Source organism: Paenibacillus sp. S-38 (genome assembly GCF_049942825.1).
GTDB lineage: Bacteria > Bacillota > Bacilli > Paenibacillales > NBRC-103111 > Paenibacillus_G.
The window spans coordinates 1838105-1859521 of the sequence record NZ_CP187970.1 but is presented as its reverse complement, the minus strand read 5'-3'; the positions used below and the strand labels follow the sequence as shown (position 1 = coordinate 1859521).

The window sequence follows — 21417 nt, the reverse complement described above, 5'->3', positions numbered from 1 at the left end:
CGTCGGTACGAGCCTCCTCATCAATCCTTGCTACAGCTGAACCGCCTGCGCCTGCTCCCGGCCTTCCTCGAGAAGCCGGTAGGCCCGCTGCACTTCCTTATCGTCCGGGGTCGGCACCCCTTCGAGCGGGTATTCGCGGCCGAGCTGCTGCCACTTGTATACGCCCATGCGGTGATAAGGGAGAATCTCCACCTTCTCCACCCGGCTGAGGCCGCCGATGAAGCGTCCGAGCGCGGTCAGATCCGCGTAGTCGTCCGTGACCCCGGGCACGAGCACGTGCCGGATCCAGAGCGGCTGCTCCCGCTCGGACAGCCAGGCTGCGAAGCGGAGGATCCGCTCGTTGCTCTGCGAGGTCAGGGCGCGGTGCTTCGCATCGTCCATCTGCTTGAGGTCGAGCAGGACGAGGTCGGTGACGCTCATCAGCTCTTCCACATGGTCCGGCTGGCAGTAGCCGGACGAATCCAGCGTGGTATGCAGCCCCCAGCGGCGCTTGCATTCCTTGAACAGCTCCGCGACGAAGGGAGCCTGCAGCGTCGGCTCGCCTCCGGTCACGGTAATGCCTCCGCCGGAGCGGCGGTAATATTCGAGATACGGCTCGATCTCGGACAGCACTTCGTCTACCGTGACGCTGCGGCCCCGGTTCGGGTCCCACGTGTCCGGGTTATGGCAGAAGCCGCACTGCAGGGCGCACCCCTGCATGAAAAGCACGAAGCGGATGCCCGGACCGTCAACCGTTCCGAAGGTGTCGATGGAGTGAATTCTTCCTTTCATGCGGGATGCGCTCCTTTTCATTAAATAATGGATAGAGTATGGCAAATGTTCGACTGACCCCACTGATTGCTGCGGCTTATACCCTGCCGTGGAACGTCCGGTTGATGACGTCGAGCTGCTGCTCGCGAGTCAGCTTGATGAAGTTGACCGCATAGCCGGAGACACGGATCGTCAGCTGCGGGTAGTTCTCCGGATGCTCCATGGCATCGAGCAGCTGCTCCCGGTCGAAGACGTTGACGTTGAGGTGATGACCGCGCGTGGCGGCATAGCCGTCGAGCAGGGACACCATGTTGTTCACCCGCGCCTCCTCTTCCTTGCCCAGCGCCTTAGGGATGATCGAGAAGGTATTCGAGATGCCGTCCAGGCAGCTGTCATATGGGATCTTCGCTACGGAAGCCAGGGAAGCCAGGGCTCCTTTGCGGTCGCGGCCGTGCATCGGGTTCGCTCCCGGTGCGAATGGTTCGCCGGCCTTGCGGCCGTCCGGCGTTGTGCCGGTCTTCTTGCCGTACACCACATTCGACGTAATCGTCAGCACCGACATCGTCGGCAGCGCATTCCGGTACGTCCGGTGCCGGCGCAGCTTGTTCATGAACGTCTCCGCCAGCTCGACGGCGATGGCGTCTACGCGCTCATCGTTGTTGCCGTACTGCGGGTACTCGCCTTCGATCTCGAAGTCGACGGCCGTGCCCCACTCATTGCGGATCGGCTTGACCTTGGCATGCTTGATGGCGCTGAGGCTGTCGGCCACCACGGAGAGTCCGGCGATGCCGCAGGCCATCGTACGCAGAATTTGGCGGTCATGCAGGGCCATCTCAAGCCGCTCGTAGCTGTATTTATCGTGCATATAGTGGATCACATTGAGCGTGTTCATGTAGAGCTCGGCCAGCCAATCCATCGTGGCATCGAAGCGTGCGCGCACCTCTTCATAGTCCAGCACCTCGGAAGTGATCGGCGCGGAAGCCGGAGCTACCTGGATGCCGAGCTTCTCGTCCACGCCGCCGTTAATCGCGTAGAGCAGCGCCTTCGCCAGGTTCGCCCGGGCGCCGAAGAACTGCATCTGCTTGCCGATCCGCATGGCGGACACGCAGCAGGCGATGCCGTAATCGTCGCCGAAATGCGGGCGCATCAGGTCGTCGTTCTCGTACTGGATGGAGCTCGTCTCGATCGACACCTTCGCGCAGTAGGCCTTGAAGCCTTCCGGCAGCTCGGTCGACCACAGCACCGTCAGGTTTGGTTCCGGAGCCGGGCCGAGATTGTACAGGGTGTGCAGGATCCGGAAGGAGCTGCGCGTCACCTTGGTCTGCCCATTCTCACCCATGCCGCCCACGGACTCAGTGACCCAGGTCGGGTCGCCGCTGAACAGCTCGTTATAATCCGGGGTGCGGAGGAATTTCACGAGACGCAGCTTCATGACAAAATGGTCCATGAGCTCCTGCGCCGCCTCTTCCGTCAGCTCGCCGCTGCGCAGGTCGCGTTCGATGAAGATGTCCAGGAAGGAGGATACACGACCTAGGCTCATCGCCGCCCCGTTCTGCTCCTTGATCGCCGCCAGGTAAGCGAAGTAGAGCCACTGGACCGCTTCCTTCGCCGTCGACGCAGGTGCCGAGATGTCATAGCCGTAGGAGGCGGCCATCTCTTTGAGCTGACGCAGGGACAGGATCTGCTCGGAGAGCTCCTCGCGGTCGCGGATCACTTCCTCGGTCATCGCACCGGCTTCGAGCCGCAGCAGCTCGTTTTTCTTGTCCTCGATCAGCCGGTCGACGCCGTACAAAGCCACCCGCCGATAGTCGCCGATAATGCGGCCGCGGCCGTAGGCATCCGGGAGGCCGGTGATGATGCCCGCCTTCCGGGCTGTTTTCATCGCCGTCGTGTAGGCATCGAACACCCCCTGGTTGTGCGTCTTGCGGATGTCCGTGAACAGGCGCACGATCTCTTCCGGCAGCTTGTAGCCGTAAGCTTCACATGCGTCCTGCACCATCCGGATCCCGCCGAACGGCTGCACGGAGCGCTTCAACGGCGCATCGGTCTGGAGGCCGACGACCTGCTCCCGCTCCTTCTCAATGTATCCGGGTGCATGGGAGGTGATGGTGGACACAGTGTTGACATCCACATCGAGCACTCCTCCGTTCGCCCGCTCCTGCACCATCAGTTCACGCACCTTCGCCCACAGTCCGTTAGTCGCTTCCGTCGGACCCGCAAGGAAGCTATGATCTCCATGGTACGGTGTCAGGTTGCGGTCGATGAAGTCTTTGACGTTGATCTCCTGCTGCCATGCCCCGCCCCGGAACTCTCTCCATGCCGCCGCCCTGCCTTGACTTACTTCCGCTTCTTTCATTGCCATCTTGGAGCACCTCCATGATTTGTGTGCTGCTGGATTCTCTTCATGGATTCATCCTATCACGGAGGGCAGGGGGCCGGATGTGAACCAGATCACTCGGGGTGTGCCCGGTATGTGTCGTGCTTCACGTATCCCTGGCGTATGACCATCCTCATATCCCGTAAAATGCTCCCTGGCAGCTTTCCCTGGGGATCCTCCTCTCCAGGATTCTCACCCTCGGGCACTTCCATCCACCTCCTTCAGCCGGATAGTCCCGTGCTTGACATGTGGAAGACAGGAAAGTCCGGCCGATTCTCGAATATGCCCTCTTGCTGATCAATGGGCCTATGCCATGCAAGGACGAGCATTTCCGCCACGCCGCCCCTCTGTCGGCCCCGCCTCCCAGGGTGTATAATGAGCCCATTGATAAACGGCTTCGCTGTCTTTTATGGACACTGCGCGTTTATAAGAAATATAAGATGACAGGATCGAGCTCCGGCGAGATATAATTCTTATATTGTAAAAAAAGCGAAAGCCAGAAGGCTTCCGCTCATTCATAGGGGGCGCTGTGTCATGATTCTGCATAAAGGTGAAACCTTATTCCGGCAGGGGGAACAAGGGCCGCTCTTTCATCTAAAAAGCGGCCTCTTGAAAATCATTCGCGTTCATGAGGACGGACATGCCCTGCTCGTGAACATTATTGTTCCGGGAGAGATCATCCCGCACCATTCCCTGATCTCTCCGAATCCGTACTACGGGACGGCAGTCGCGCTGGTCACCTCTGAGATTGAGGTGCTGCCCGCCGCCGAGTGGTATGGCGGTCTCGAGACCGATCCGGCCAAATACCGGACGACGGCCAAGCTTCTGCAGGACAAGCTGCGGATGATGCAGCAGCGGATCGACCAGCTGACCGAGACGGCTCCGGCCGCCAAGCTGCAGAAGCTGCAGCGCTGGTTCGAGGGCTACCTCGGCTCCGGCGAACGGCTGACCGATGTGCTCACACAGGACGAGATCGGCCAGTTCATCGGCCTGCGCCGTGAGACCGTGAACCGGCTGCTGAGAGCCCAGGCGGCGGAAGGGGCAGACGGGACGAAGGGCTAGGGGCCGTCGTGCAGGAAGGGTAACCCAGCGGCGGCACGGCCTGTACGCAGTTCTAGTGATGTGCCGGTCTCGCTCTCACTGCAGGCTCACGCTCGCGGGACCGGGTAAGCCGAGGCCCGCACGGCCTGCGCGCCTATCCCTACTGCGCCGGAGCCGGCTCCGCCTCTTCCTTCAGGCTGCCCGCCGGGCCGAAGAACTCGTAATGAATCCGGTCGGCCGGCACGCCCCAGGCTTCCAGCATCGAGTTCATGGCCCTCATGAAAGGCACCGGGCCGCAGAAGTAGAAATCGGCTTCGGCGCTCGGAGCCACACTGCGCACCCAGGCCAAGTCGATATAGCCTTCCTGATGGAACCGGTTCTCCGCCCGGTCCCGCTCCGTCGGCTTCTCATAGCACCAGTGCACGGATACCTGCTCATGCCTGCCGGCCAGCTCTTCCACCTCCTCGCGCAGAGCATGAACGTCCCCGTTCTGCGCCGCATGAATGAACGTGACCGGCCGCTGCGGCTGCTTCTCCGCCAGGACATGGAGCATGCTGAGCATTGGGGTCAGACCTACCCCGCCGCTGATGAGCACGACCCCATCGTCCGAGTGCCCCTTCAGCGCAAAATCCCCTGCCGGAGCCGACAGCCACAGCACACCGCCCTCCGTGACCTGCTCGTGCAGATACACAGACACTTTGCCGGCCGGTCTCTCCCGAGCCGCATCCTCCCGCTTGACGCTGATGCGGTAATAGGGCCGTCCCGGCGCATCCGAGAGGCTGTACTGCCGGATATGGGTATTCTCCTCGCCTGGAATGTTCACGCGCACGCTGACATACTGGCCCGGTTCAAACTCCGCAAGCTTCCCGCCGTCCTCCGGCACCAGGTAGAAGGAGGTGATTACTTCGCTCTCCCGCACCTTCCGCTGAACCCGGAACGCCCGGAAGCCGGCCCAGCCGCCCTCCCCAGCCTCCGCGGCCGCGTACATATTCGCTTCGATGCCGATGAAGACGTTCGCGATCACACCGTACGCTTCCTTCCAGGCCTCCAGGATCTCCTCTGTGGCTGCAGCCCCCAGCACCTCTCCAATCGCCCCGAGCAGATGTTCCCCGACAATCGGATAATGCTCCGGGAGGATGCCGAGGGAACGATGCTTGTGGGCGATGCCTTTCACGACCGGCAGGATCGTCTCCAGCTTGTCGATGTTTTGCGCCGCGGCATACACTGCATTCGCCAGTGCCGTCTGCTGACGGCCCTGCTTCTGGTTCGCATGGTTGAAGATGTTGAGCAGCTCGGGATGGGCTTTGAACATCCGCTCATAGAAGCGCCGGGTGATCGCCGTACCATAAATCTCCAGCACAGGGACGGTGGATTTGATGATTTCAATCGTTTTCTCGCTTAGCATGCGCATTCGCCTCACTTTGGGATCTAATGGAATATACCCTCATTATAGAAGCGGCTCCCGCCGCCCCGTGTGATTAGAATCACACGGAGTAAGAGCGATTTGTGACGAACCTCACACTTCCGAACGTCCCCCGTCTGACTGAAAGCCAAAAAAAGAGCCTGACCGCAGGGTCCGAGGCTCTAATGTCTTGATTCTACTTCAAGGGTGTCAGCGTACCGCTTTTTAGCTCTTCCGTCTTCCTGAACAACGACCACAGGAAGGCGAGCACCGCTGTGCATGCCAGAATTCCCACCAGCCACAGGGCGCGAACGCCTGCGGCATCCGCCAGCGCGGCAGCCGCATTCGATGTACCGAGGGTCCGTTCCGCCAGCCAGCCCAATGCGGCGAGCCCGGCGAACGCCGCTCCGGCTGTGCGTACCGGATGGTATGCCCGGCTGATGCTGAGCAGGATCAGCCATGGGACCGTAATGCCGATGACAAACAGCTGCATAAGCTCAATGCCGAGGTTAAAGCCGAGGATGCTGAGCATCTTCTGCCCCGGTGAAACGCCGAGCTCCGTGATCAGGGCGGCGAAAGCCATCCCGTGCACCAGCCCGAAGCTGCCGGCCGCCAGCGCCTCCCGCCCCGGGAACAGCGGACGCAGGGCGTGAATCGCCGAGACCAGGATCGAAACGGCAATCAGGCTTTCCACTACTCTCGCAGAGAAAGGAATCCAGCCGAGCGCTCCGGCAATCAGAGTGAAGGAATGGCCGAATGTGAAGGCCGTGACGACCTTGAGCAGCCCCATCACACTGTGCCTTGCCCCTGCGAACCCGTCCCAGCGCCCGCCGCGGACGGCCAGCGGCGCAGGAAGCAGCAGCACCAGCAGGAACAGCAGGTGGTCGAAGCCTTCGGCGATATGATGGATGCCAGAGGCAACCACGCTGCGGAAGCCGGTCCACAGGCTGCTGCCGCTCCGGTCCACAGCCAGGGACCGGACGCTCCCCTGAATCGTGCCGAGCAGCTCGGGATCTGCCGAGGATACCCCGCTGTTCCAGTCACTGCGCACCGAGACCAGGATGGTATGGGTCAGAAGCTCGCGGAGGATCACGTCATAATCCAGCGTGAACGTCCTTACGGAAGCACCGGCCGGCGGCTGCATCAGAGCCTTTGCGACCAGCGTGCTCTGCTGCTCCTGAACCTCGACGCTCAGGCTTTGCACATCTACGCTCCAGGCCTCCCCCTCGGGAGTCAGCGGCTGAATGCGGTCCACCACGTAAGCGGATAACTCATTGCCGTACGCTGCAGGCACGTCCTCCGGATTCGCAGTCAGTGTCTGCCCGAAAGCCACTTTCAGCCGGTCCAGCGGAAGCTGCAGCTCCGCCTCCACACCGTCTTCACGAAAATCGAGATAGACGGTCGAACTCGGCATCGCATGAGCGGAGGCCGGCCCCGCCGGAAGCACCGTCAGGACCGTCATCAGCAGGAGGCTGAAAGCCAGGATGAACAGACACCGCCCTCTCATGACGAGAAGCTCCCGCCGTAATCCGCCAGCTTGTCACGCCAGATCGTGTGGAAGTGGATCTGGTCCTTGTAGGCTACGCCCGTCTGGCAGACGAACTCGATCCAGACTCTCGGGCCGCTGATGCGGATGTAAGATCCGTGGTCCGCATAGCTCGTGGAGCCCGACCAGCCGATATACGTCTGGCTCAGCGCTTCATCGGACAGATAAGCGGACAGGAGCTCTTCTGACAGGTCTTCGTTCGCGTCCTTCACCCAGGCCTCGATGGAAGCCTTCACGAGCGCCTTCTGAGAATCGTCCAGCTCCGTATACAGAATGCCTTCCTCCTTGGCCGGGAAGTTGCCGTCCTGCCCCGGGCCGACAAGCACATCGTCGAATTTGCCCGAGATCGTGGCCGTCTTCTGCTGTTCGGTGCTGAGCGAGCCCAGCATGCTGTACATGGCGTCACGGCGGGCCGCCAGCGGCTCATAGGTGACACCGTCCATCGTGAAGGTCTGCGGCTCCACGCCCACGAACATCGGGGTGGCGCTGTCCGTCTTCGTGTTGAACGAAAGATTCGCCGCGTAGTGGTGGCCGCTGATCTGCAGCACCCAAGGCTCCGTTGCCGAAGGCGTGCCCAGGAAAGCGATATAGTACAGGTCGGCGTCCCACATCGTATTGCCCGTATCCGTCGTCATATACTCGTCGGCGAGGATGAGCGAGCGCAGCGTGCTGTAGCCGGTTCCGCTGAGCGCTTCCGCGGCGAGAGCTTTCACAGCCTCCAGGCTCTCCGTGCTGAGCGTGCCGAACATGAGGCCGTTGCGCTTCACATTGCCGGCCGGAAGATTGGACCAGACCGCGCCGTTCTCGGCCGTCAGGTCATACTGTACCGCTTCCTTCTGCTCGTCGGTCAGCGTCTTCAGGAACTCATCCGCGAGGCAGGCGACGGCGGCATCCGTCACCTCCGTGCTGCTGCAGGCCGCGCTGCCCGTCACCGTGTCCGCCTTGACGGAGGCCGCCACGTCCGTCACCCGTCCCGTCGTCGTATCAACTGCTTCGCCTCCCGGTCCTGCGTTCCCCGGTGCGGCCGTCGTTCCGCCGGCTGTACTGCCGGCAGCCGTCGTGTCCGCTGTCGTACTGCCGCTTCCTGCCGGCGTGCTGATCGCCCCATTCGCGCAGGCGGTCATCACCAGGCTCAGCGCCACCGCCATCAGGATCGTCTTCGTTTCTTTTTTCCGTTTCATATGTAGTACCCCCGTTATTAGTTAGTCGATCGGCCGTGAGACCCAGCTCTTCTTCATTCAAGCGGCTGCTTGACTGCTTCCTTCGATCTGTTACCCATTATGCCGCGGGGGACTGAACCCTTCATGAGTGCAGGCTGAACGTTTGCTGAAAAAAGCGCCGGACTGAGGGAAGGTGCTGTTCCGCCGGCCGCAGCGGCCCGGGACGATCCGCCCCGCACCCTATTACTCCGCATTTACCCACATTACCCGGGATCCCTCGACATTCCCCTGATTACCTCCGCAATATCCTGCTTTCCTACACACTATCCCGCTTTCCCCGACATTCCCCTGCTTTCCTCCGCATTCTCTTGCCTTACAATACCCGTGCCCTGCTCCACCGACTAACCGGAGACGCCAAAAAAAGACCCTGCCGCAGCTTACCGCGGGCAGAGCCTCTTTTTCAAACTACAACTCCTCTATTACCTGCGCTTCCTGCAACCCCTCCCCACTATCCCTTGATCGCTCCGCCTACAATGCCTTTGACAATATGCTTCTGCATGAAGAGGAAGAAGATGAAGATCGGCACAAGCACGATCACCGTCAAGGTCATGAACAGCGGCCAGTTCACGGAGAATTCCCCCTTGGCCTTGTACACCTGCAGCACCAGCGTTGCCTTATCCTGCGAATTCAGGAAGAGCATCGGCGCCAGGAAGTCATTCCAGATCCACATCGTCTGGTAGATGATGCTCGTCATCGTGATCGGCTGAAGCAGGGGCAGAATGATCCGCCAGAACACCCCCCACACCGAGCAGCCGTCGATGATCGCCGCCTCGGAGAGCTCCTTCGGCAGCGTGCGCATATACCCCGAGACGAGGAAGAACACGAACACCGCGCCGCCCATATAGAGGATGATGAGCCCCCACAGCTTGTTGATCAGCCCGAAATCCGTCATGAGCTCGAACAGCGGGATGAGTGTCGTCTGGAACGGAATGAGGAACCCGGCGAGCAGGTACACCACAATGACCTTGTTCAACCGGTTCGGGTTGTAAACCACCGGATAGGCGGCCATGGCGCCGATCAGCACCATCAGCAGCACGGATATGACGGTGATGAACAGCGAGTTGCCGAAGCTGCGGAGCAGCGGGGTTTCTTCGAAGACCTTGATATAGTTCGAGAAATCCCAGTTCTTCGGCAGGCTCATCGGGTTGATCGCCGTCTCCGTCGGAGACTTCACCGTGTTAATCAGAATAAGGTAGAAGGGAAAAAAGGTGATCAGCCCGAAGGGCAGCATGAGCACATCGAGCAGCCATTTGCGTCCAGCCGTACCCCCGCTCATTGGATCCCCTCCTCTCTCTTCTGCATCCAGCTCATCTGCACGAACGCCAGCACGAGCACGATCAGGAAGAACACGATCGACATCGCGGAGGCGAGGCCGTACTGCACTTCCGTGATGCCCCGCAGCACGATGACCTGGGTGATCGTATGCGTCTCGAAGCCCGGTCCGCCCTTGGTCAGCGCAAGCGGAATCTCGAACACCTTGAGCCCGCCGGTCAGCAGCAGCATGACGCTCACCGTCATGGCCGGCGCTAACAGCGGCAGCGTGATGCTGCGGATCTGCTGCCAGCGGCTCGCCCCGTCGATGGCCGCGGCTTCATAGTAATCCTTCGGGATCGCCTGCAGGAACGCCAGGTAGAGCACCGCATGCCAGCCGGCTCCCGCCCAGGCCGACACGACGATCGTCGATACCTTGGCGAGCACGGGGTCCGACAGCCAAGGCTGCGGCCCGAGGCCGAACAAGGTCTTCAGGACCTTGTTCAGCACCCCCGAGGAGATCGGCGCGAGAATGAAGCCCCAGATGTAGGCGAGCAGCAGGCCGCTTGGGATCGACGGGAAGAAGAAGACCGCGCGGTGCAGGTTGCGGGTGGCGAAGTTCTGGTCGAGGATCAGCGCCAGCGGGATCGCCACCACCGTGATCAGGACGGTGCTCGCGATGGCGAAGATCAGCGTATACGAGATGCCCGAGACGATCGCGTCGTCCTGGAAGATTTTCATATAATTCGCAAGACCGACGAAGTTGTACTCCTTGACGTACCCGTCAAAGTCGGTGAAGCTGAGCAGCAGCGACTTCAGCAGCGGGTAGATCGTGAAGACGGTATAGAAGAACAGAATCGGCAGCAGAAAAATCTGGAACTGCACGTTACGCAGGAATTTGCTCATGAGGCCCGCCTCACTTCTTTTCCATCTCTTGGAGCTTGCTGTCAAGCGACTTCGCCACCTGCTCCGGGGTCATCTTGCCGACGACCATGTCCTGCACCGCGATCGTGAACTGGTTGCGCAGCGCCTCCTGGTGTCTCGGCCAGGCAACCATCGGCAGGTAGAACTTGCCCTTGAGCAGCCCGTCCTTGTAGGCGCCCTCCATCACCGGATGCACCTTGCTCTCGTAGCCCTTGGCCGTGATGAAGGCCCGCGTGCCCTTCTCGAAGAGCTGCAGCCCCTCCGGTGTCGACAGATACTCGACGAACGCCAGCGCTTCTTCCTTGTACTTCGTCTTGCTGTTGACGGCGAAGCCTACGCCCGGGGCCCCCGAGTAGTAGTTGTCTCCCGGGTTCACGCCCGGAATCGGCATCATATCGTACTTGAGATTCGGGTTCGCCTGCTCGATCGTGGCGATGCTCCACGGCCCGCCCTGGAACATCGCGACACTTCCGATCGCGAATTCGTTGACGATCTGGTCGGCGGTCAGCCCGATCATGTCCGGGGTGATGATCTTGTTGTCGATCAGCCCCTTCTTCCAGACGTTGAACGGCTCGAGCCACGCATCCTGGAACGTTTTCGTGCCTTCGAATATTTTTTTGTCGATGTCCGGGTCCTTCGCCAGCGTCATGTTCGCATACAGGCCGTTATGGATCATCGTGACGTCCTGCAGGTTGTCATACAGCGGCACGATCCCCGCGCTCTTCAGCTTGAGGCAGGCGGCGATGAACTCGTCCCACGTGGCGGGCGGCTTGTCGATCCCGGCCTTCTGGAACAGCTCCTTGTTATAAAAAATCCCTCCCGCCCAGCCGGTCTGCGTGAACGCGTACGTCCGGCCGTTCTTGCTCAGCATCGGCTTGTTGCTGTCAAGCATCTTGTCCATGAAAGGCTGGTCGGTGAGATCGATCGCATAGCCGCCGTCGATGATCTCGTTGCGGTTCTCCGCCGCGATGATGAAGATATCCGTCGCCGAGCCGGACAGCAGCATCGTCTGCAGCTTGGCGATATAGTCCTTCACCGGAGGCGCATGCTGGAAGTCGATCGTGATGTTAGGGTATTTCTTCTTGAATCCCTCGAGAACGGGCGCCATCTCCTGCTCATTGTTCCAGGACAGGAGGCTGAGCTTCACCTTCTTCGCCGCGGTGCTTCCCGCATCCGCCGAACCTCCGGCCTCCTCTCCGCCTCCATTCCCGCCGGAGCAGGCCGAGAGCAGGGCCGAGAGCGCGAGCAGCGCCGTGCTTTTTTTCCACATCGAGCTTCTCATATAGGTGATACCCCCATCGTTCATTTTTTGTAAGCACTTACATTTATGATTATAAGGAACTGCCCGCAGGATCTGAATTTCTAATCTTGCACGCCGCCATGTCAATTCTTGCATGGATAGCCGGAAGATCGCTCCTGCTCCGTCTTCTATTAGGAAAGCGTCAGCCCTCAGGCATGGAAGGGGTCGTTGCCCTGGGATACACTGGGGATATGACCAGCGGGCAGCCGACGCGGACAGTGAAGACAGGACTCGCTCGGCAAGCGGGACCGCAGCCGCCTGTGCAGCCCACATTCTACGTAGAAAGCCAGGTCTTCTCCATGAAAAAGAAAATATACTCCGCAGGGCTCGGGATCCTGCTCGCCGCCCTTCTGCTGTTTGGTATGTATAAGCTCATCACTTCCCGGACGTACCAGCTCTTCGGCGGTCTAACGGCATCCGTAGAGACGGATGAGAAGGTCATTGCCTTGACCTTCGATGATGGTCCGACGAAGAGGGTGGACCGGATCCTCCCGCTTCTTGACCGGTACCGGGCCAAAGCCACCTTTTTTCTGATTGGAATGGAAATGGAAGCTGATCCCGAGGCTGCCCGCAGCATTGCAAATGCCGGACATCAAATCGGGAACCATACGTATTCCCACCGCCGGATGATCTTCAAGACTCCCTCCTACATGGAAGAGGAGATTGAAAAGACGGATCGGCTGATCCGGGAGGCCGGGTATACCGGGGAGATTGATGTTCGGCCGCCTAACGGCAAGAAGCTGATCGGCCTGCCCTTCTATCTGAAGCGGCATCATAGAGAGACGATCATGTGGGATCTGGAGCCGGATACTTATTACACCTCTGTCCCGGACAAAGTAAATTATGTCAAAAAAAACGTGAAGCCCGGTTCGATTATCCTGATGCATCCCATGTATGATCAAACCGGGAACGAGCTGGCGGCCATCGAAGGAATCCTGAAGGCCCTCTCCGACGAGGGATACACCTTCGTCACCGTGAATGAACTTCAGGCAGGGAAAGCGGGCGCCGGCCTAACCCCCTGAAGCCCGCTACCGGGCCGCCGGCCCTGCGCCTGCGGCCCGGTATTCCTTCGGCGCCATGCCGAAATGCTTCTTGAACGCCTTGCTGAAATGGCTCTCGTCCGCATACCCCGTGGCCTCGGCAATCCGGCCGTTCTTCCAGTCGGTCCCGCAGAGGAGCTGCGCGGCCTTCTCCAGACGCCGGCGGGTGACGTACGGCCAGTAGTTCTCGCCGAACGCCTGCTTGAAGGTGCGGCTCAGCTGGAACTTGTCGATGCCGAAGCGGTCGGCTACCGTCTGCAGGCTTAAGTCGCCTTCCAGGTGGCTGTCGATGTGCGAGCGGATGCACCGCAGCTTCTCCATCATCCGCGGTGCCGCCTCTCCGCTCCCTTCGCGGGCCCGCAGCGCGGCTTCCCTGCTCTCGGCGATGAGCTGAGGGAACTCCCGCAGACTGCCGGTGAGCCGGCTCAGCTCGAAGACCGCGGAGGTCTCGTCTTCTGCTGCTGCGCACCGCTCGAGGCCCGCGCACAGCGCCTCCCGCTCCACCCCGACCCGCAGTCCGGCGAAGAAGACCTGCTCACCCTCTCCGCCTCCGGTCAGAAGGGGCAGGAGCACGGTCCCTTCTGACCGGAGGGCTACCGGCACGGTGCGAAGGGAAGCGCTGTCTTCCTCCGGGCCGGCCATCCTCGTGAGCGCGGCACAGCGGCCGATCCCGAGCCTGCCCAGGGCCTGCTCTGCCGCAGCAAGCCGCTCGTCCGGCAGCCGGCCGGCGAGGCTCAGATGCGCCAGCTCACGCTCGAGCAGGCTCCGCGCCTCCGCGCGGATCCCCGTGATCAGCTCCCGCAGCGCCCCCTCCAGCAGCTCCGTGTCCACGGGCTTCAGGAGATACTGCGACACGCTGAGCTTGAGCGCTTCCCGCGCGTATTCGAACTGGTCGTACGCGCTCAAGATGACCGCCTTCGGCTTGTTCGGCAGCGACTGGATGCGGCGCAGCGCCTCGATCCCGTCCACTCCCGGCATCCGGATATCCATCAAGAGCAGGTCGGGTTCCATGGATGCGGCAAGCTCCGCCGCCTCTTCCCCATCATAGGCGCTCTGCACCTCCGCAATCCCGAGCGCGGCCCAATCCACCACCGTGTGCAAAAACTGATGCAGCGACCTCTGGTCATCGGCTATGAGCAGCTTCATGAAGCCCTCTCCTCCTTCGGATGGCGGATGTTCTCCGGTCCCGGCAGCAGGATGCAGATACGGGTTCCCCGGCCCGGGGTACTCCGGATCCGCAGGCCGTAGCCGGGGCCGTACCTCAGCTTGATGCGCCGGTCCACATTGTGCATCCCGATGCTTCCAGACCGGGCTGACTCTCCCCCGTCGAGCTGCCGGCGGACCCACTCCCGCCTCTCGCGGCTCATACCGCAGCCGTTGTCGATCACCGTGACGAGCATGCCCCTCTTCACGGCGGTCACGCGGATGCGGATCTCGGCGCCGACCGGATTCTCCCGGAAGCCGTGGAGGATCGCGTTCTCCACGACCGGCTGCAGGATCAGCTTGATCACCGGCGCTTCAAGCAGCGCCGGATCCTCTACCTCGCAGTCGAAGCTTAAGCGGTTGTCGTACTTCTTGGCGAGGATGAACAGATAATCCCGGACATTCCCCAGCTCCTCCCCCAGCGTCACGGCATCGGACGACCGCAGCATAGAATACCGGAGCAGCGAGCTCAGCGCGAGGATGATGCGGTTGGAGTCCGCCGCCCTGCCGCACACGATCTCCGTTTGGAGCAGCTGCAGCGTATTGAACAGAAAATGAGGCTGGATCTGCGACTGCAGTGACTTCCACTGCGCCTCCTGCAGCGCGATCTCCGAGCTGTAGTTCAGCTTCACAAGATGCTCGATGCGCGCGACGAGCTCCTTGAATTTGCGGCCGATGAGGTTGAGCTCCACGTATTTGTAATTCTTGGACACGACGTAGAGGCTGTCCTCCCCCACGCTGTCCAGCGTATGCAGCAGCCGGCTGAAAGGCCGGGACAGCCGGACCGTGAGCAGCACGGAGACCAGCGTATTGAGCAGCAGGCAGATGTAGAGGATGCCGGCCAGCTTGGCCCGCAGCGGCCCCGCCTGGCCCCGGATCTCCGCCATCGGCACCGTGGAGAGCAGCCGCAGCCCCTCCACGGCCGTGGGCTGGAAAATGACCAGCTTCTCCTCCCCGTCAAGGGAAGCGGTGAAGCTGCCGGATTCGCTCCGGTCCATGAGCTCGATCCAGGGAAAATCCAGCGTCCGCCCGATCATCCCGCTGTCCTTGTGCACAATGACCTTCCGGTTCCCGTCGATCATGAAGATCTGTTCCTCGCTCCCGTAAGCGCTCTGCTCGAACAGCCCGTTGATCTTCCGGAGATCCAGGTTCGCGATCAAAGCCCCGTCCGGTTCCCGCCCGGCCTCCCCGATGGGAAGCGCAATGGACAGAACGGACGTATTGGACTTGGAGAGCAGACTGCTGACATAGTAATTCTGCTTGTGCAGCCCAAGGGTTACGAACCCCTTGGCCTGGGGCGAGGAGACGGCGGTCTGGAACCAGGTCTGTTCCCTGAACGGATAGTCCCACTGCAGTGACTTGCGCCCGTCCAGGTTGTTGACATACCCGTTCCTGCCGAGGATGAGGATGTCGCTGATCAGCGACTGGAAGGAAGAGACACCGGAGGCCAGATCGGAGATGTTGCGCTCATGCAGCAGCTGCTCCTGCATCCCCATCCGGTCGCCGGCCCGGATCATGCGGACTACCGAGGGATGCCCCGCGAAAGCGGCCAGGGAGCGCTTCGCCTCCTCGAGATTGAACCGGAACCCGAGCGATGCCTGCTCCATAACCCGATAGCTGGCTTCCGTGATCTCCCCGGTCATGGAGGCCGTCGAATCCCGGATCGATACGGCACCGAGCAGGAAGAGCAGCAGCAGATTGATGCCGAGGTACGAGACAAGCACATTACGGATGATGGTCCTGCCCAGCAGCGGCCGGAGCAGCGCGTGGATGCGGCTCTTCGTCTTCACTTTCCCGCCTCCTTCTCAAGTGAACCGGCCTGAAGCATGCCTCCAGCCGGCGATGTAAAGGCTTTCGTTTTGCCCTTGCATATAATTAACATAATCATTAATTTATTCTATAATCATTAACCTTACTCCTCCCCCAAGTTCGACTCCCCTGAAAATAACTCAAGCTTCGGCAGCAGCTAAATCGGAGAATGTGGTGGTCTTTTTCTAAAGACTTGATTTGCTGCGGTATCTTAGTACAATGGTTTTATGACTACTCCAAAAACACCACATGATGAGCTCCGAGTCAAAATATTTAAGGCCTTAGCCGATGAAACCCGATTGGACATCATACGAGCCCTATACACCGGCAAGAAGGAGATGAACTGTGGAGAAGTAGGAGACATTCGCGATACTACGAAATCGAATACTTCGTATCACCTGCGTGCTTTAAAGGAGGCGAATTTAATCAAGGTACGAAAGGAAGCTCAAGTGAAGTATACGAGTATCGATGTAGAGACTTTTCAAACTTACCTGCCTGGATTTCTGGATACGCTGTAGAAGGAAATCTCTTTTTTTCTCCATTAGTTCAATTATTATTGAACTTTAGAACTAAGTGAAAAGGGTGAATCGCATGTTTCGATTAACAACCTTATTCTTCCTCATCTTGTTCGTAATCGGCACGGATACGTTTTTGATTTCTCCGCTCCTCCCCACGCTGCAGTCTTTGTTTCAGATCCCGACCGAATATGCCGGCTGGATGGTTGGAGCCTATGCTTTAGGCTATGCCCTGTTTGCGCTGATTGCCGGACCGCTTTCCGATGGGTGGGACCGCAAAAAGGTAATGCTTACCGGCATGGTCTGCTTCTCGGTTTCAACCATGCTATGCGGCTTTGCTACAGGTTTTTGGTCGATGTTCTTATTCCGTTTTTTAGCCGGAGTCAGCGCGGCGTTTACGGCGCCTCAAGTCTGGGCCTCGATCCCTGCTCTGTTTCCAGCGCACAGAATCGCCAAAGTATCAGGAATCGTCATGGCAGGCCTGGCTGCTTCCCAAGCGTTCGGCATCCCTATGGGGAGTCTGCTTGCATCAAGCCATTGGTCTTATCCTTTTATTACAATCGGAACCTGTGCATTATTGGTGGCGCTGTTCATCTTCTATGCTTTGCCCGAAATGAAACCGAATCAAGAAGGCCTAAAACCCAACACTCCGATTTTCAGCAGATACCTCCCGCTGTTGAATAGTCGATTGGCAAGAAGGGCTTTCCTCGCGCATTTCTTATTTCAATGCGGATTCTTTGCCGCCTTTGCTTTCATTGGAAAATGGGTGACGGACCGCTTTCACCTTTCTATTGATGGAGCGGGGTACGTGATGTTTTTCCTGGGTCTCGGGAATATCATCGGGAGCTTTGCCGGTGCCTACGTGATCAAAACATTTAACCGTTCCAATACGCTGGTTGCAGGCTTTCTTGTCTCTATCGTCTGTTTTATTGTTCTGCCTCACCTGCCGTCCCCTGCGGCCTTCGAGAGTGTTTACTTCTTCATATTCGTTAACATGGGCATCGCTTTTCCGCTCATACTGGGAATGTTGAACTCATTGGACCCGACCATCCGAGGCACGATCTCCAGCTTGGCCAATTCCATCATGTACGCTGCGACAACATTCGGTTCTTGGATTGCAGGCCTGTTGTACGCGACGTTTCACGGCTTTTCCGCCGTAGGCATGTTCGCCGCCGTTTGCTTTGCCGGTTCCTTGTTCTCTTTTATATTCAGCGGTATTTTGTCCAGTGGCGCAAAAACAACGAAGGAGATTGCATCATAAATGCATTGGAAGATTCCTATGGATATGCTAAATCTTTCGAAATTCAATGTTCTGCATATTTGTGAGCATGAATCCGATTTTCTCATACGAGTGGTGACGAACGCCCCACCTTTGGCTTGCCCCCACCACGGATGTACAGCCGGCTTCTACAAACACGGCAGCAGGGAACAGATTTGTATGGACTTACCTATACACGGCAAGCGTGCAGCGCTTCTTATCAAGCGTCGGAGGTATCGCTGCAGAGACTGCAGTCGAACCTTCTGGGAATCCATAGACCACACCATAGACGAGAAGCGAAATTGCACCAAACGATTAGTGTCTTATATTGAAAAGCAAAGCCTTCAACGCACGTTTGTCAGTATAGCCAGGGATGTTGGATTGCATGAAAAAACGATACGCAGCATCTTTCGTGATTACACTCATCGTCTTCAAATCACGCTTCGACTTGAGACTCCTCATTGGCTTGGCATCCACGATATACACATGATTTCTCCAAGATGCGTGTTAACCAACGTAGAGAAACATACTTTGTTAGACGTTCTGCCCGATCGTAACAAGAAAACCATTGTTGACTCGCTCTCACGCCTTCCGGATCGAGGACAAATACGATACGTCTCCATGGACATGCGGCAGCCGTATAAGGACGCCGTGAGAGCCGTATTGCCGAAATCTCTTATCCTCGTCGATCCGTTTCACGTTATCTGTATGGCCAACCAAGCGTTAGAAACCATCCGCCGGCAGCTTAGAGAGGGGATATCCTCGAAGGAACGGCGCGGGCTTGCACACGACCGCTTTATCCTCTTCAAACGTCATAAAGAGCTGACCGAGATGGATAAGATAGTGCTTGACGTATGGACGAATCATTTCCCCTTTCTTGGCATCGCGTATAACGTAAAGGAAGCCTTCCTGGACTTATGGGAGAACGGCAGCAGACAAGGGGCATACCTCAGCTACCGCGAATGGAAAGCCAAGATTCCCAATGAACTCCAGCTGGCTTTTGAGCCTCTTACAAAAGCTATGGACCACTGGGAAGAAGAGATATTGGACTCCTTCGACCACCGCGTCACCAACGCTTATACGGAGTCCCTGAACTCCCTTAGCCGTGCTATTGAGCGTTTGGGCAGGGGGTATTCTTTCGAAGCTTTGCGGGCCGGAATTCTCTTTCAGGAGGAGCTTGCTCATAATGCCACCTCATGAAAAGAAAAGAACGCACCCCAAAGAACCAAAGCCGAAGACCCTTTTCCTCGGCTTTGGTTCTTAAATAAACCGGCCAACTTCTTCTGCTTCTGCTTCTGCTTCTGCACCCGCTTCACTAATGAATTCAATATACCTTGCGCTTTCTGCCATTTCGAGCAGCCTTGATGCGGCAATCGCTGCCGCCGAAGTATCCCGGGGTTCCTCTTCCGGATTCGGTACCCGAAAATCCCAGCAGGGAATACCGTCGTCCGGCAGGGAGGCGATAAAATAATGAGCCACCCTTTTGGCCGCATCCAGATAACGGACATCTCTCGTGTACCGGTATGTATTGGCCATGCCGTACAGCGCCCAGGATTGACCTCTGCTCCAAGCTGACTCGGGACCGAATCCCTGCCCCCCAATGGATTCAATCCTCTCTCCGGTCTCCGGATCAAAGCTGACGCTATGGCTGCAGGACCCGTCCGGCCGGATAAAATGCTGCAGGACGGTGTCAGCATGCCTGATCGCCACATGTTTGAAACGGGGATCCTTCGTTTCCTCGGAAGCCCAGAACAATAAAGACAGATTCATCGAGCAGTCCACAATCGCTCAACCGGCCAGATCTTCATTCCAAGCCCGGATATAGTTACCCACCGGATTAAACCTTCCGGCCAAGTAGTTGGCTGCGGCAAGTCCGCGGCGGCGCGCCTCCCCATCGCCTGTCATCCAATATTTCATGACCGCGGTATTGAGAAATTGAAATCCCACATCATGATACAGCTCCAGCGTCGTATTCATGACGTGCTCAATTTTCTTGTTCCACTGCCATGCGAGGATTAGCGAAATCGTAAGCGTCGGTCCCTGGCGTCAGACGAGAGCCCGGTCGATCGGCACGGACCCGCCGGACCAGATCCGGCAGGAGGACCACGGAAGAGGCTGCCCGCTTCAGAACGGGTCCGCCTCCGGCAGGCCAAGCGGTATAAATACGATCGAACACAGGTACAAGCTGCCGGTTGAGATATACGCTTCTCCAAGCTCCGGCTGATGTCCGCAGAACCCGATCTTGAGCCAGCCGTTATCATCGAAATTGTCGGAAGCTTCCATGATCCTCCGGATCACCCGGGTTAACACGCATCGAACCTGGGCAGGCTCCATATGTTCGGGCAGCCGGTGCTGCAGCGCCATCTGGGCCAGATGCTGGAACGCGCCGAAACGGTACGTAATGGAACGCCCTACGGCAGGAAAAGCCCCTTCGGGTGAAATCATCTTCTCCTGGATATCTCCGTATCGAACGGCTCTCTTAAGGATAGGTTCCCGAAGAGCCCCCCAGTCGGGCTCAAGGATCTTCCCACCGCTTCAAGATAGGTGTACGACGCCCTGTCCTCAAGCTTTCCATGGACAGGCATAAGCGCTTTAGTTGTCTGCGTGAGCCTGCATCCAGCACAGGATGTACGATTCGCAGCAGCGTGTCGATCCAGTACTGACGGTCCGATGTTCCTTCCATCCCGGTCTCTCCTTTGCCCATCTAGGCAGGCACAGCACCCCAATATCCCTGCGCCGTGCCTTGTCTATAAGTTACTTCGCGCCAGCCATTCGCTGCTGATACGATTGGTTGATTTCGTTTGTGATTTTCACAAAATTGGCATCTGTCTTCAGCTTACTGACAAACTCATCCCAAGCCGAAATCGGTTGTTTCCCGAGGATAATCTTCGTCTTCATATCCTGTATTTTTTTATTGAGCTCGGGTCCCGCCGTCAGGCTGGTTTCCGAGAACAGCCCGATCGCATGATCCGGCACGCTTACCTTTTCCCGCTCATCGATAATGCCCTTATTTCGTTCCCACACCTTCTTCTCAATTCCGGACCGGTAGGCACGGAAGTATTTATCATACTTGGTGAATAGCTGTCCATACGCCGCAATCGACTCTTTGGCATGCTGCTTGGTCGTTGCATAGACGCCGTCCGCAAGCGTGAAGTAGGTATCCTTTAGCCCGAAATTAGCCAACTCGTGGCCCTCATCGGAGGACCCGTAGTTCAGAAACTCCATAATTTTTTTCATTTTTGCTTCCGGCACCGACTTCGGGATCATGTACATACCAAAGGATCCCATCTCCCGGGGGTATAACCGTTCAGCGATACCAGAGGAAGGTAGTCCGCCTCAGGGATCGATTTGCGTTTCAAATACACAATGCCGTCGGTATCGTTGATCGTGACCGCACTTCCGGCCAAATAGACATCGATCTTATCGATTAAAGGATTCGTATTCCGCATGACCATGAGGGACTGGTACAAATTGTGGATCTCATGATAATCGGTATTCAAATTTAAGCTCAGCATCTTGGAAGGATCGAAAATGGGATCCATGGTCCACTGGGTTGTTGTGAGCTCAATTTGTTCGAGCTGTTCCTCAATTCTGGACGCGGCTCTCTCCAGCATAAGATTATGGGACCGCGTAACTTCCTTTTCAATCTGTTGTCTCCCGAAATAATGGGTCGCCGTCCCTACAAGCGCTATGGGAATACTGGTTATCAACAAGACCATGATAAGGCTTTTACGAAAAATCTTTTTTCTGATCAATAGAGCGTCCCCACCTAATCCATTCA

At 58.2% G+C, this 21417-nt stretch carries 17 protein-coding genes and 2 pseudogenes; 5 read left to right on the top strand and 14 right to left on the bottom strand.

All coding sequences use genetic code 11. The features are described from left to right. Nucleotides 1-30: 30 nt before the first annotated feature. Entirely contained in the window at nucleotides 31-771 is a 741-nt protein-coding gene (gene pflA, locus ACP26L_RS08880) for a pyruvate formate-lyase-activating protein (RefSeq protein ID WP_426452154.1), read from the bottom strand. 76 nt (nucleotides 772-847) lie between these two features. Next, nucleotides 848-3112, bottom strand: coding sequence for a formate C-acetyltransferase (pflB, locus tag ACP26L_RS08875; RefSeq protein WP_426452153.1), 2265 nt, complete (start codon nucleotides 3110-3112; stop codon nucleotides 848-850). A gap of 549 nt (nucleotides 3113-3661) precedes the next feature. Between pflB and ACP26L_RS08870 the strand changes: the two genes are divergently transcribed. Next, nucleotides 3662-4189: a Crp/Fnr family transcriptional regulator gene (locus ACP26L_RS08870; RefSeq protein ID WP_426452152.1), complete on the top strand. Its 528-nt coding sequence runs from the start codon at nucleotides 3662-3664 to the stop codon at nucleotides 4187-4189. Nucleotides 4190-4328: 139 nt separating this feature from the next. Here the strand turns inward: ACP26L_RS08870 and hmpA are convergent, their stop codons facing one another. From hmpA to ACP26L_RS08840, 6 genes are all read right to left on the bottom strand, one after another. Continuing rightward, nucleotides 4329-5573, bottom strand: coding sequence for an NO-inducible flavohemoprotein (hmpA, locus tag ACP26L_RS08865; protein ID WP_426452151.1), 1245 nt, complete (start codon nucleotides 5571-5573; stop codon nucleotides 4329-4331). 193 nt (nucleotides 5574-5766) lie between these two features. After that, nucleotides 5767-7077 carry a HupE/UreJ family protein gene (locus ACP26L_RS08860; RefSeq protein WP_426452150.1) on the bottom strand — a complete coding sequence of 437 codons (1311 nt, stop codon included), beginning with the start codon at nucleotides 7075-7077 and terminating at the stop codon, nucleotides 5767-5769. Further along, complete coding sequence (locus ACP26L_RS08855) at nucleotides 7074-8297, bottom strand: DUF3500 domain-containing protein (RefSeq protein WP_426452149.1); 1224 nt, start codon at nucleotides 8295-8297, stop codon at nucleotides 7074-7076. The genes ACP26L_RS08860 and ACP26L_RS08855 overlap by 4 nt, the downstream gene beginning before the upstream one ends. Nucleotides 8298-8784: 487 nt before the next feature. After that, nucleotides 8785-9612 carry a carbohydrate ABC transporter permease gene (locus ACP26L_RS08850; RefSeq protein ID WP_426452148.1) on the bottom strand — a complete coding sequence of 276 codons (828 nt, stop codon included), beginning with the start codon at nucleotides 9610-9612 and terminating at the stop codon, nucleotides 8785-8787. Further along, nucleotides 9609-10493 carry a carbohydrate ABC transporter permease gene (locus tag ACP26L_RS08845; RefSeq protein ID WP_426452147.1) on the bottom strand — a complete coding sequence of 295 codons (885 nt, stop codon included), beginning with the start codon at nucleotides 10491-10493 and terminating at the stop codon, nucleotides 9609-9611. Before ACP26L_RS08845 ends, ACP26L_RS08850 begins: the two co-directional genes overlap by 4 nt. Before the next feature lie 10 nt (nucleotides 10494-10503). Beyond that, on the bottom strand, nucleotides 10504-11781 hold the full coding sequence (locus tag ACP26L_RS08840) for an ABC transporter substrate-binding protein (protein ID WP_426452146.1): 1278 nt from the start codon (nucleotides 11779-11781) through the stop codon (nucleotides 10504-10506). Nucleotides 11782-12110: 329 nt separating this feature from the next. On the opposite strand from ACP26L_RS08840, the gene ACP26L_RS08835 reads away from it, so the two are divergent. Further along, nucleotides 12111-12833, top strand: a complete 723-nt coding sequence (locus ACP26L_RS08835; RefSeq protein ID WP_426452145.1) for a polysaccharide deacetylase family protein — start codon at nucleotides 12111-12113, stop codon at nucleotides 12831-12833. A gap of 6 nt (nucleotides 12834-12839) precedes the next feature. On the opposite strand, the gene ACP26L_RS08830 is transcribed toward ACP26L_RS08835, so the two are convergent. Together ACP26L_RS08830 and ACP26L_RS08825 are read right to left on the bottom strand one after the other, a co-directional pair. Then, a complete protein-coding gene (locus ACP26L_RS08830) occupies nucleotides 12840-13997 on the bottom strand; it encodes a response regulator transcription factor (protein WP_426452144.1) in 1158 nt (385 codons plus the stop codon). Next, a complete protein-coding gene (locus ACP26L_RS08825; RefSeq protein WP_426452143.1) occupies nucleotides 13994-15844 on the bottom strand; it encodes a cache domain-containing sensor histidine kinase in 1851 nt (616 codons plus the stop codon). The genes ACP26L_RS08830 and ACP26L_RS08825 overlap by 4 nt, the downstream gene beginning before the upstream one ends. A 246-nt stretch (nucleotides 15845-16090) precedes the next feature. Here ACP26L_RS08825 and ACP26L_RS08820 point away from each other — a divergent pair, with 246 nt between their 5' ends. The 3 genes and pseudogenes from ACP26L_RS08820 to ACP26L_RS08810 form a co-directional block, all read left to right on the top strand. Then, entirely contained in the window at nucleotides 16091-16381 is a 291-nt protein-coding gene (locus ACP26L_RS08820) for an ArsR/SmtB family transcription factor (RefSeq protein ID WP_426452142.1), read from the top strand. Nucleotides 16382-16454: 73 nt separating this feature from the next. Then, nucleotides 16455-17639 carry an MFS transporter gene (locus tag ACP26L_RS08815; RefSeq protein ID WP_426452141.1) on the top strand — a complete coding sequence of 395 codons (1185 nt, stop codon included), beginning with the start codon at nucleotides 16455-16457 and terminating at the stop codon, nucleotides 17637-17639. An 18-nt stretch (nucleotides 17640-17657) separates the two neighbouring features. Continuing rightward, nucleotides 17658-18815: pseudogene (locus tag ACP26L_RS08810) on the top strand (ISL3 family transposase); the annotation flags it as partial. Between the two features lie 162 nt (nucleotides 18816-18977). Here the strand turns inward: ACP26L_RS08810 and ACP26L_RS08805 are convergent. From ACP26L_RS08805 to ACP26L_RS08790, 4 genes and pseudogenes are all read right to left on the bottom strand, one after another. After that, a pseudogene (locus tag ACP26L_RS08805) lies at nucleotides 18978-19646 on the bottom strand (glycoside hydrolase family 88 protein); the annotation flags it as partial. 114 nt (nucleotides 19647-19760) lie between these two features. Next, nucleotides 19761-20081: a DUF2264 domain-containing protein gene (locus tag ACP26L_RS08800; protein WP_426452140.1), complete on the bottom strand. Its 321-nt coding sequence runs from the start codon at nucleotides 20079-20081 to the stop codon at nucleotides 19761-19763. 309 nt (nucleotides 20082-20390) lie between these two features. Further along, nucleotides 20391-20873 (bottom strand): hypothetical protein, encoded by a 483-nt coding sequence (locus ACP26L_RS08795; protein ID WP_426452139.1) that lies wholly within the window; start codon nucleotides 20871-20873, stop codon nucleotides 20391-20393. Between the two features lie 26 nt (nucleotides 20874-20899). After that, nucleotides 20900-21250 (bottom strand): hypothetical protein, encoded by a 351-nt coding sequence (locus tag ACP26L_RS08790; RefSeq protein WP_426452138.1) that lies wholly within the window; start codon nucleotides 21248-21250, stop codon nucleotides 20900-20902. Nucleotides 21251-21417: the final 167 nt, after the last annotated feature.

Bases quoted from the DNA above. Each gene is read 5' to 3' on its own strand.
- pflA (WP_426452154.1), bottom strand. From the start codon at position 771: ATGAAAGGAAGAATTCACTCCATCGACACCTTCGGAACGGTTGACGGT.
- pflB (WP_426452153.1), bottom strand. From the start codon at position 3,112: ATGGCAATGAAAGAAGCGGAAGTAAGTCAAGGCAGGGCGGCGGCATGG.
- ACP26L_RS08870 (WP_426452152.1), top strand. From the start codon at position 3,662: ATGATTCTGCATAAAGGTGAAACCTTATTCCGGCAGGGGGAACAAGGG.
- hmpA (WP_426452151.1), bottom strand. From the start codon at position 5,573: ATGCTAAGCGAGAAAACGATTGAAATCATCAAATCCACCGTCCCTGTG.
- ACP26L_RS08860 (WP_426452150.1), bottom strand. From the start codon at position 7,077: ATGAGAGGGCGGTGTCTGTTCATCCTGGCTTTCAGCCTCCTGCTGATG.
- ACP26L_RS08855 (WP_426452149.1), bottom strand. From the start codon at position 8,297: ATGAAACGGAAAAAAGAAACGAAGACGATCCTGATGGCGGTGGCGCTG.
- ACP26L_RS08850 (WP_426452148.1), bottom strand. From the start codon at position 9,612: ATGAGCGGGGGTACGGCTGGACGCAAATGGCTGCTCGATGTGCTCATG.
- ACP26L_RS08845 (WP_426452147.1), bottom strand. From the start codon at position 10,493: ATGAGCAAATTCCTGCGTAACGTGCAGTTCCAGATTTTTCTGCTGCCG.
- ACP26L_RS08840 (WP_426452146.1), bottom strand. From the start codon at position 11,781: ATGTGGAAAAAAAGCACGGCGCTGCTCGCGCTCTCGGCCCTGCTCTCG.
- ACP26L_RS08835 (WP_426452145.1), top strand. From the start codon at position 12,111: ATGAAAAAGAAAATATACTCCGCAGGGCTCGGGATCCTGCTCGCCGCC.
- ACP26L_RS08830 (WP_426452144.1), bottom strand. From the start codon at position 13,997: ATGAAGCTGCTCATAGCCGATGACCAGAGGTCGCTGCATCAGTTTTTG.
- ACP26L_RS08820 (WP_426452142.1), top strand. From the start codon at position 16,091: ATGACTACTCCAAAAACACCACATGATGAGCTCCGAGTCAAAATATTT.
- ACP26L_RS08815 (WP_426452141.1), top strand. From the start codon at position 16,455: ATGTTTCGATTAACAACCTTATTCTTCCTCATCTTGTTCGTAATCGGC.
- ACP26L_RS08800 (WP_426452140.1), bottom strand. From the start codon at position 20,081: ATGATTTCACCCGAAGGGGCTTTTCCTGCCGTAGGGCGTTCCATTACG.
- ACP26L_RS08795 (WP_426452139.1), bottom strand. From the start codon at position 20,873: ATGAAAAAAATTATGGAGTTTCTGAACTACGGGTCCTCCGATGAGGGC.
- ACP26L_RS08790 (WP_426452138.1), bottom strand. From the start codon at position 21,250: ATGCTGGAGAGAGCCGCGTCCAGAATTGAGGAACAGCTCGAACAAATT.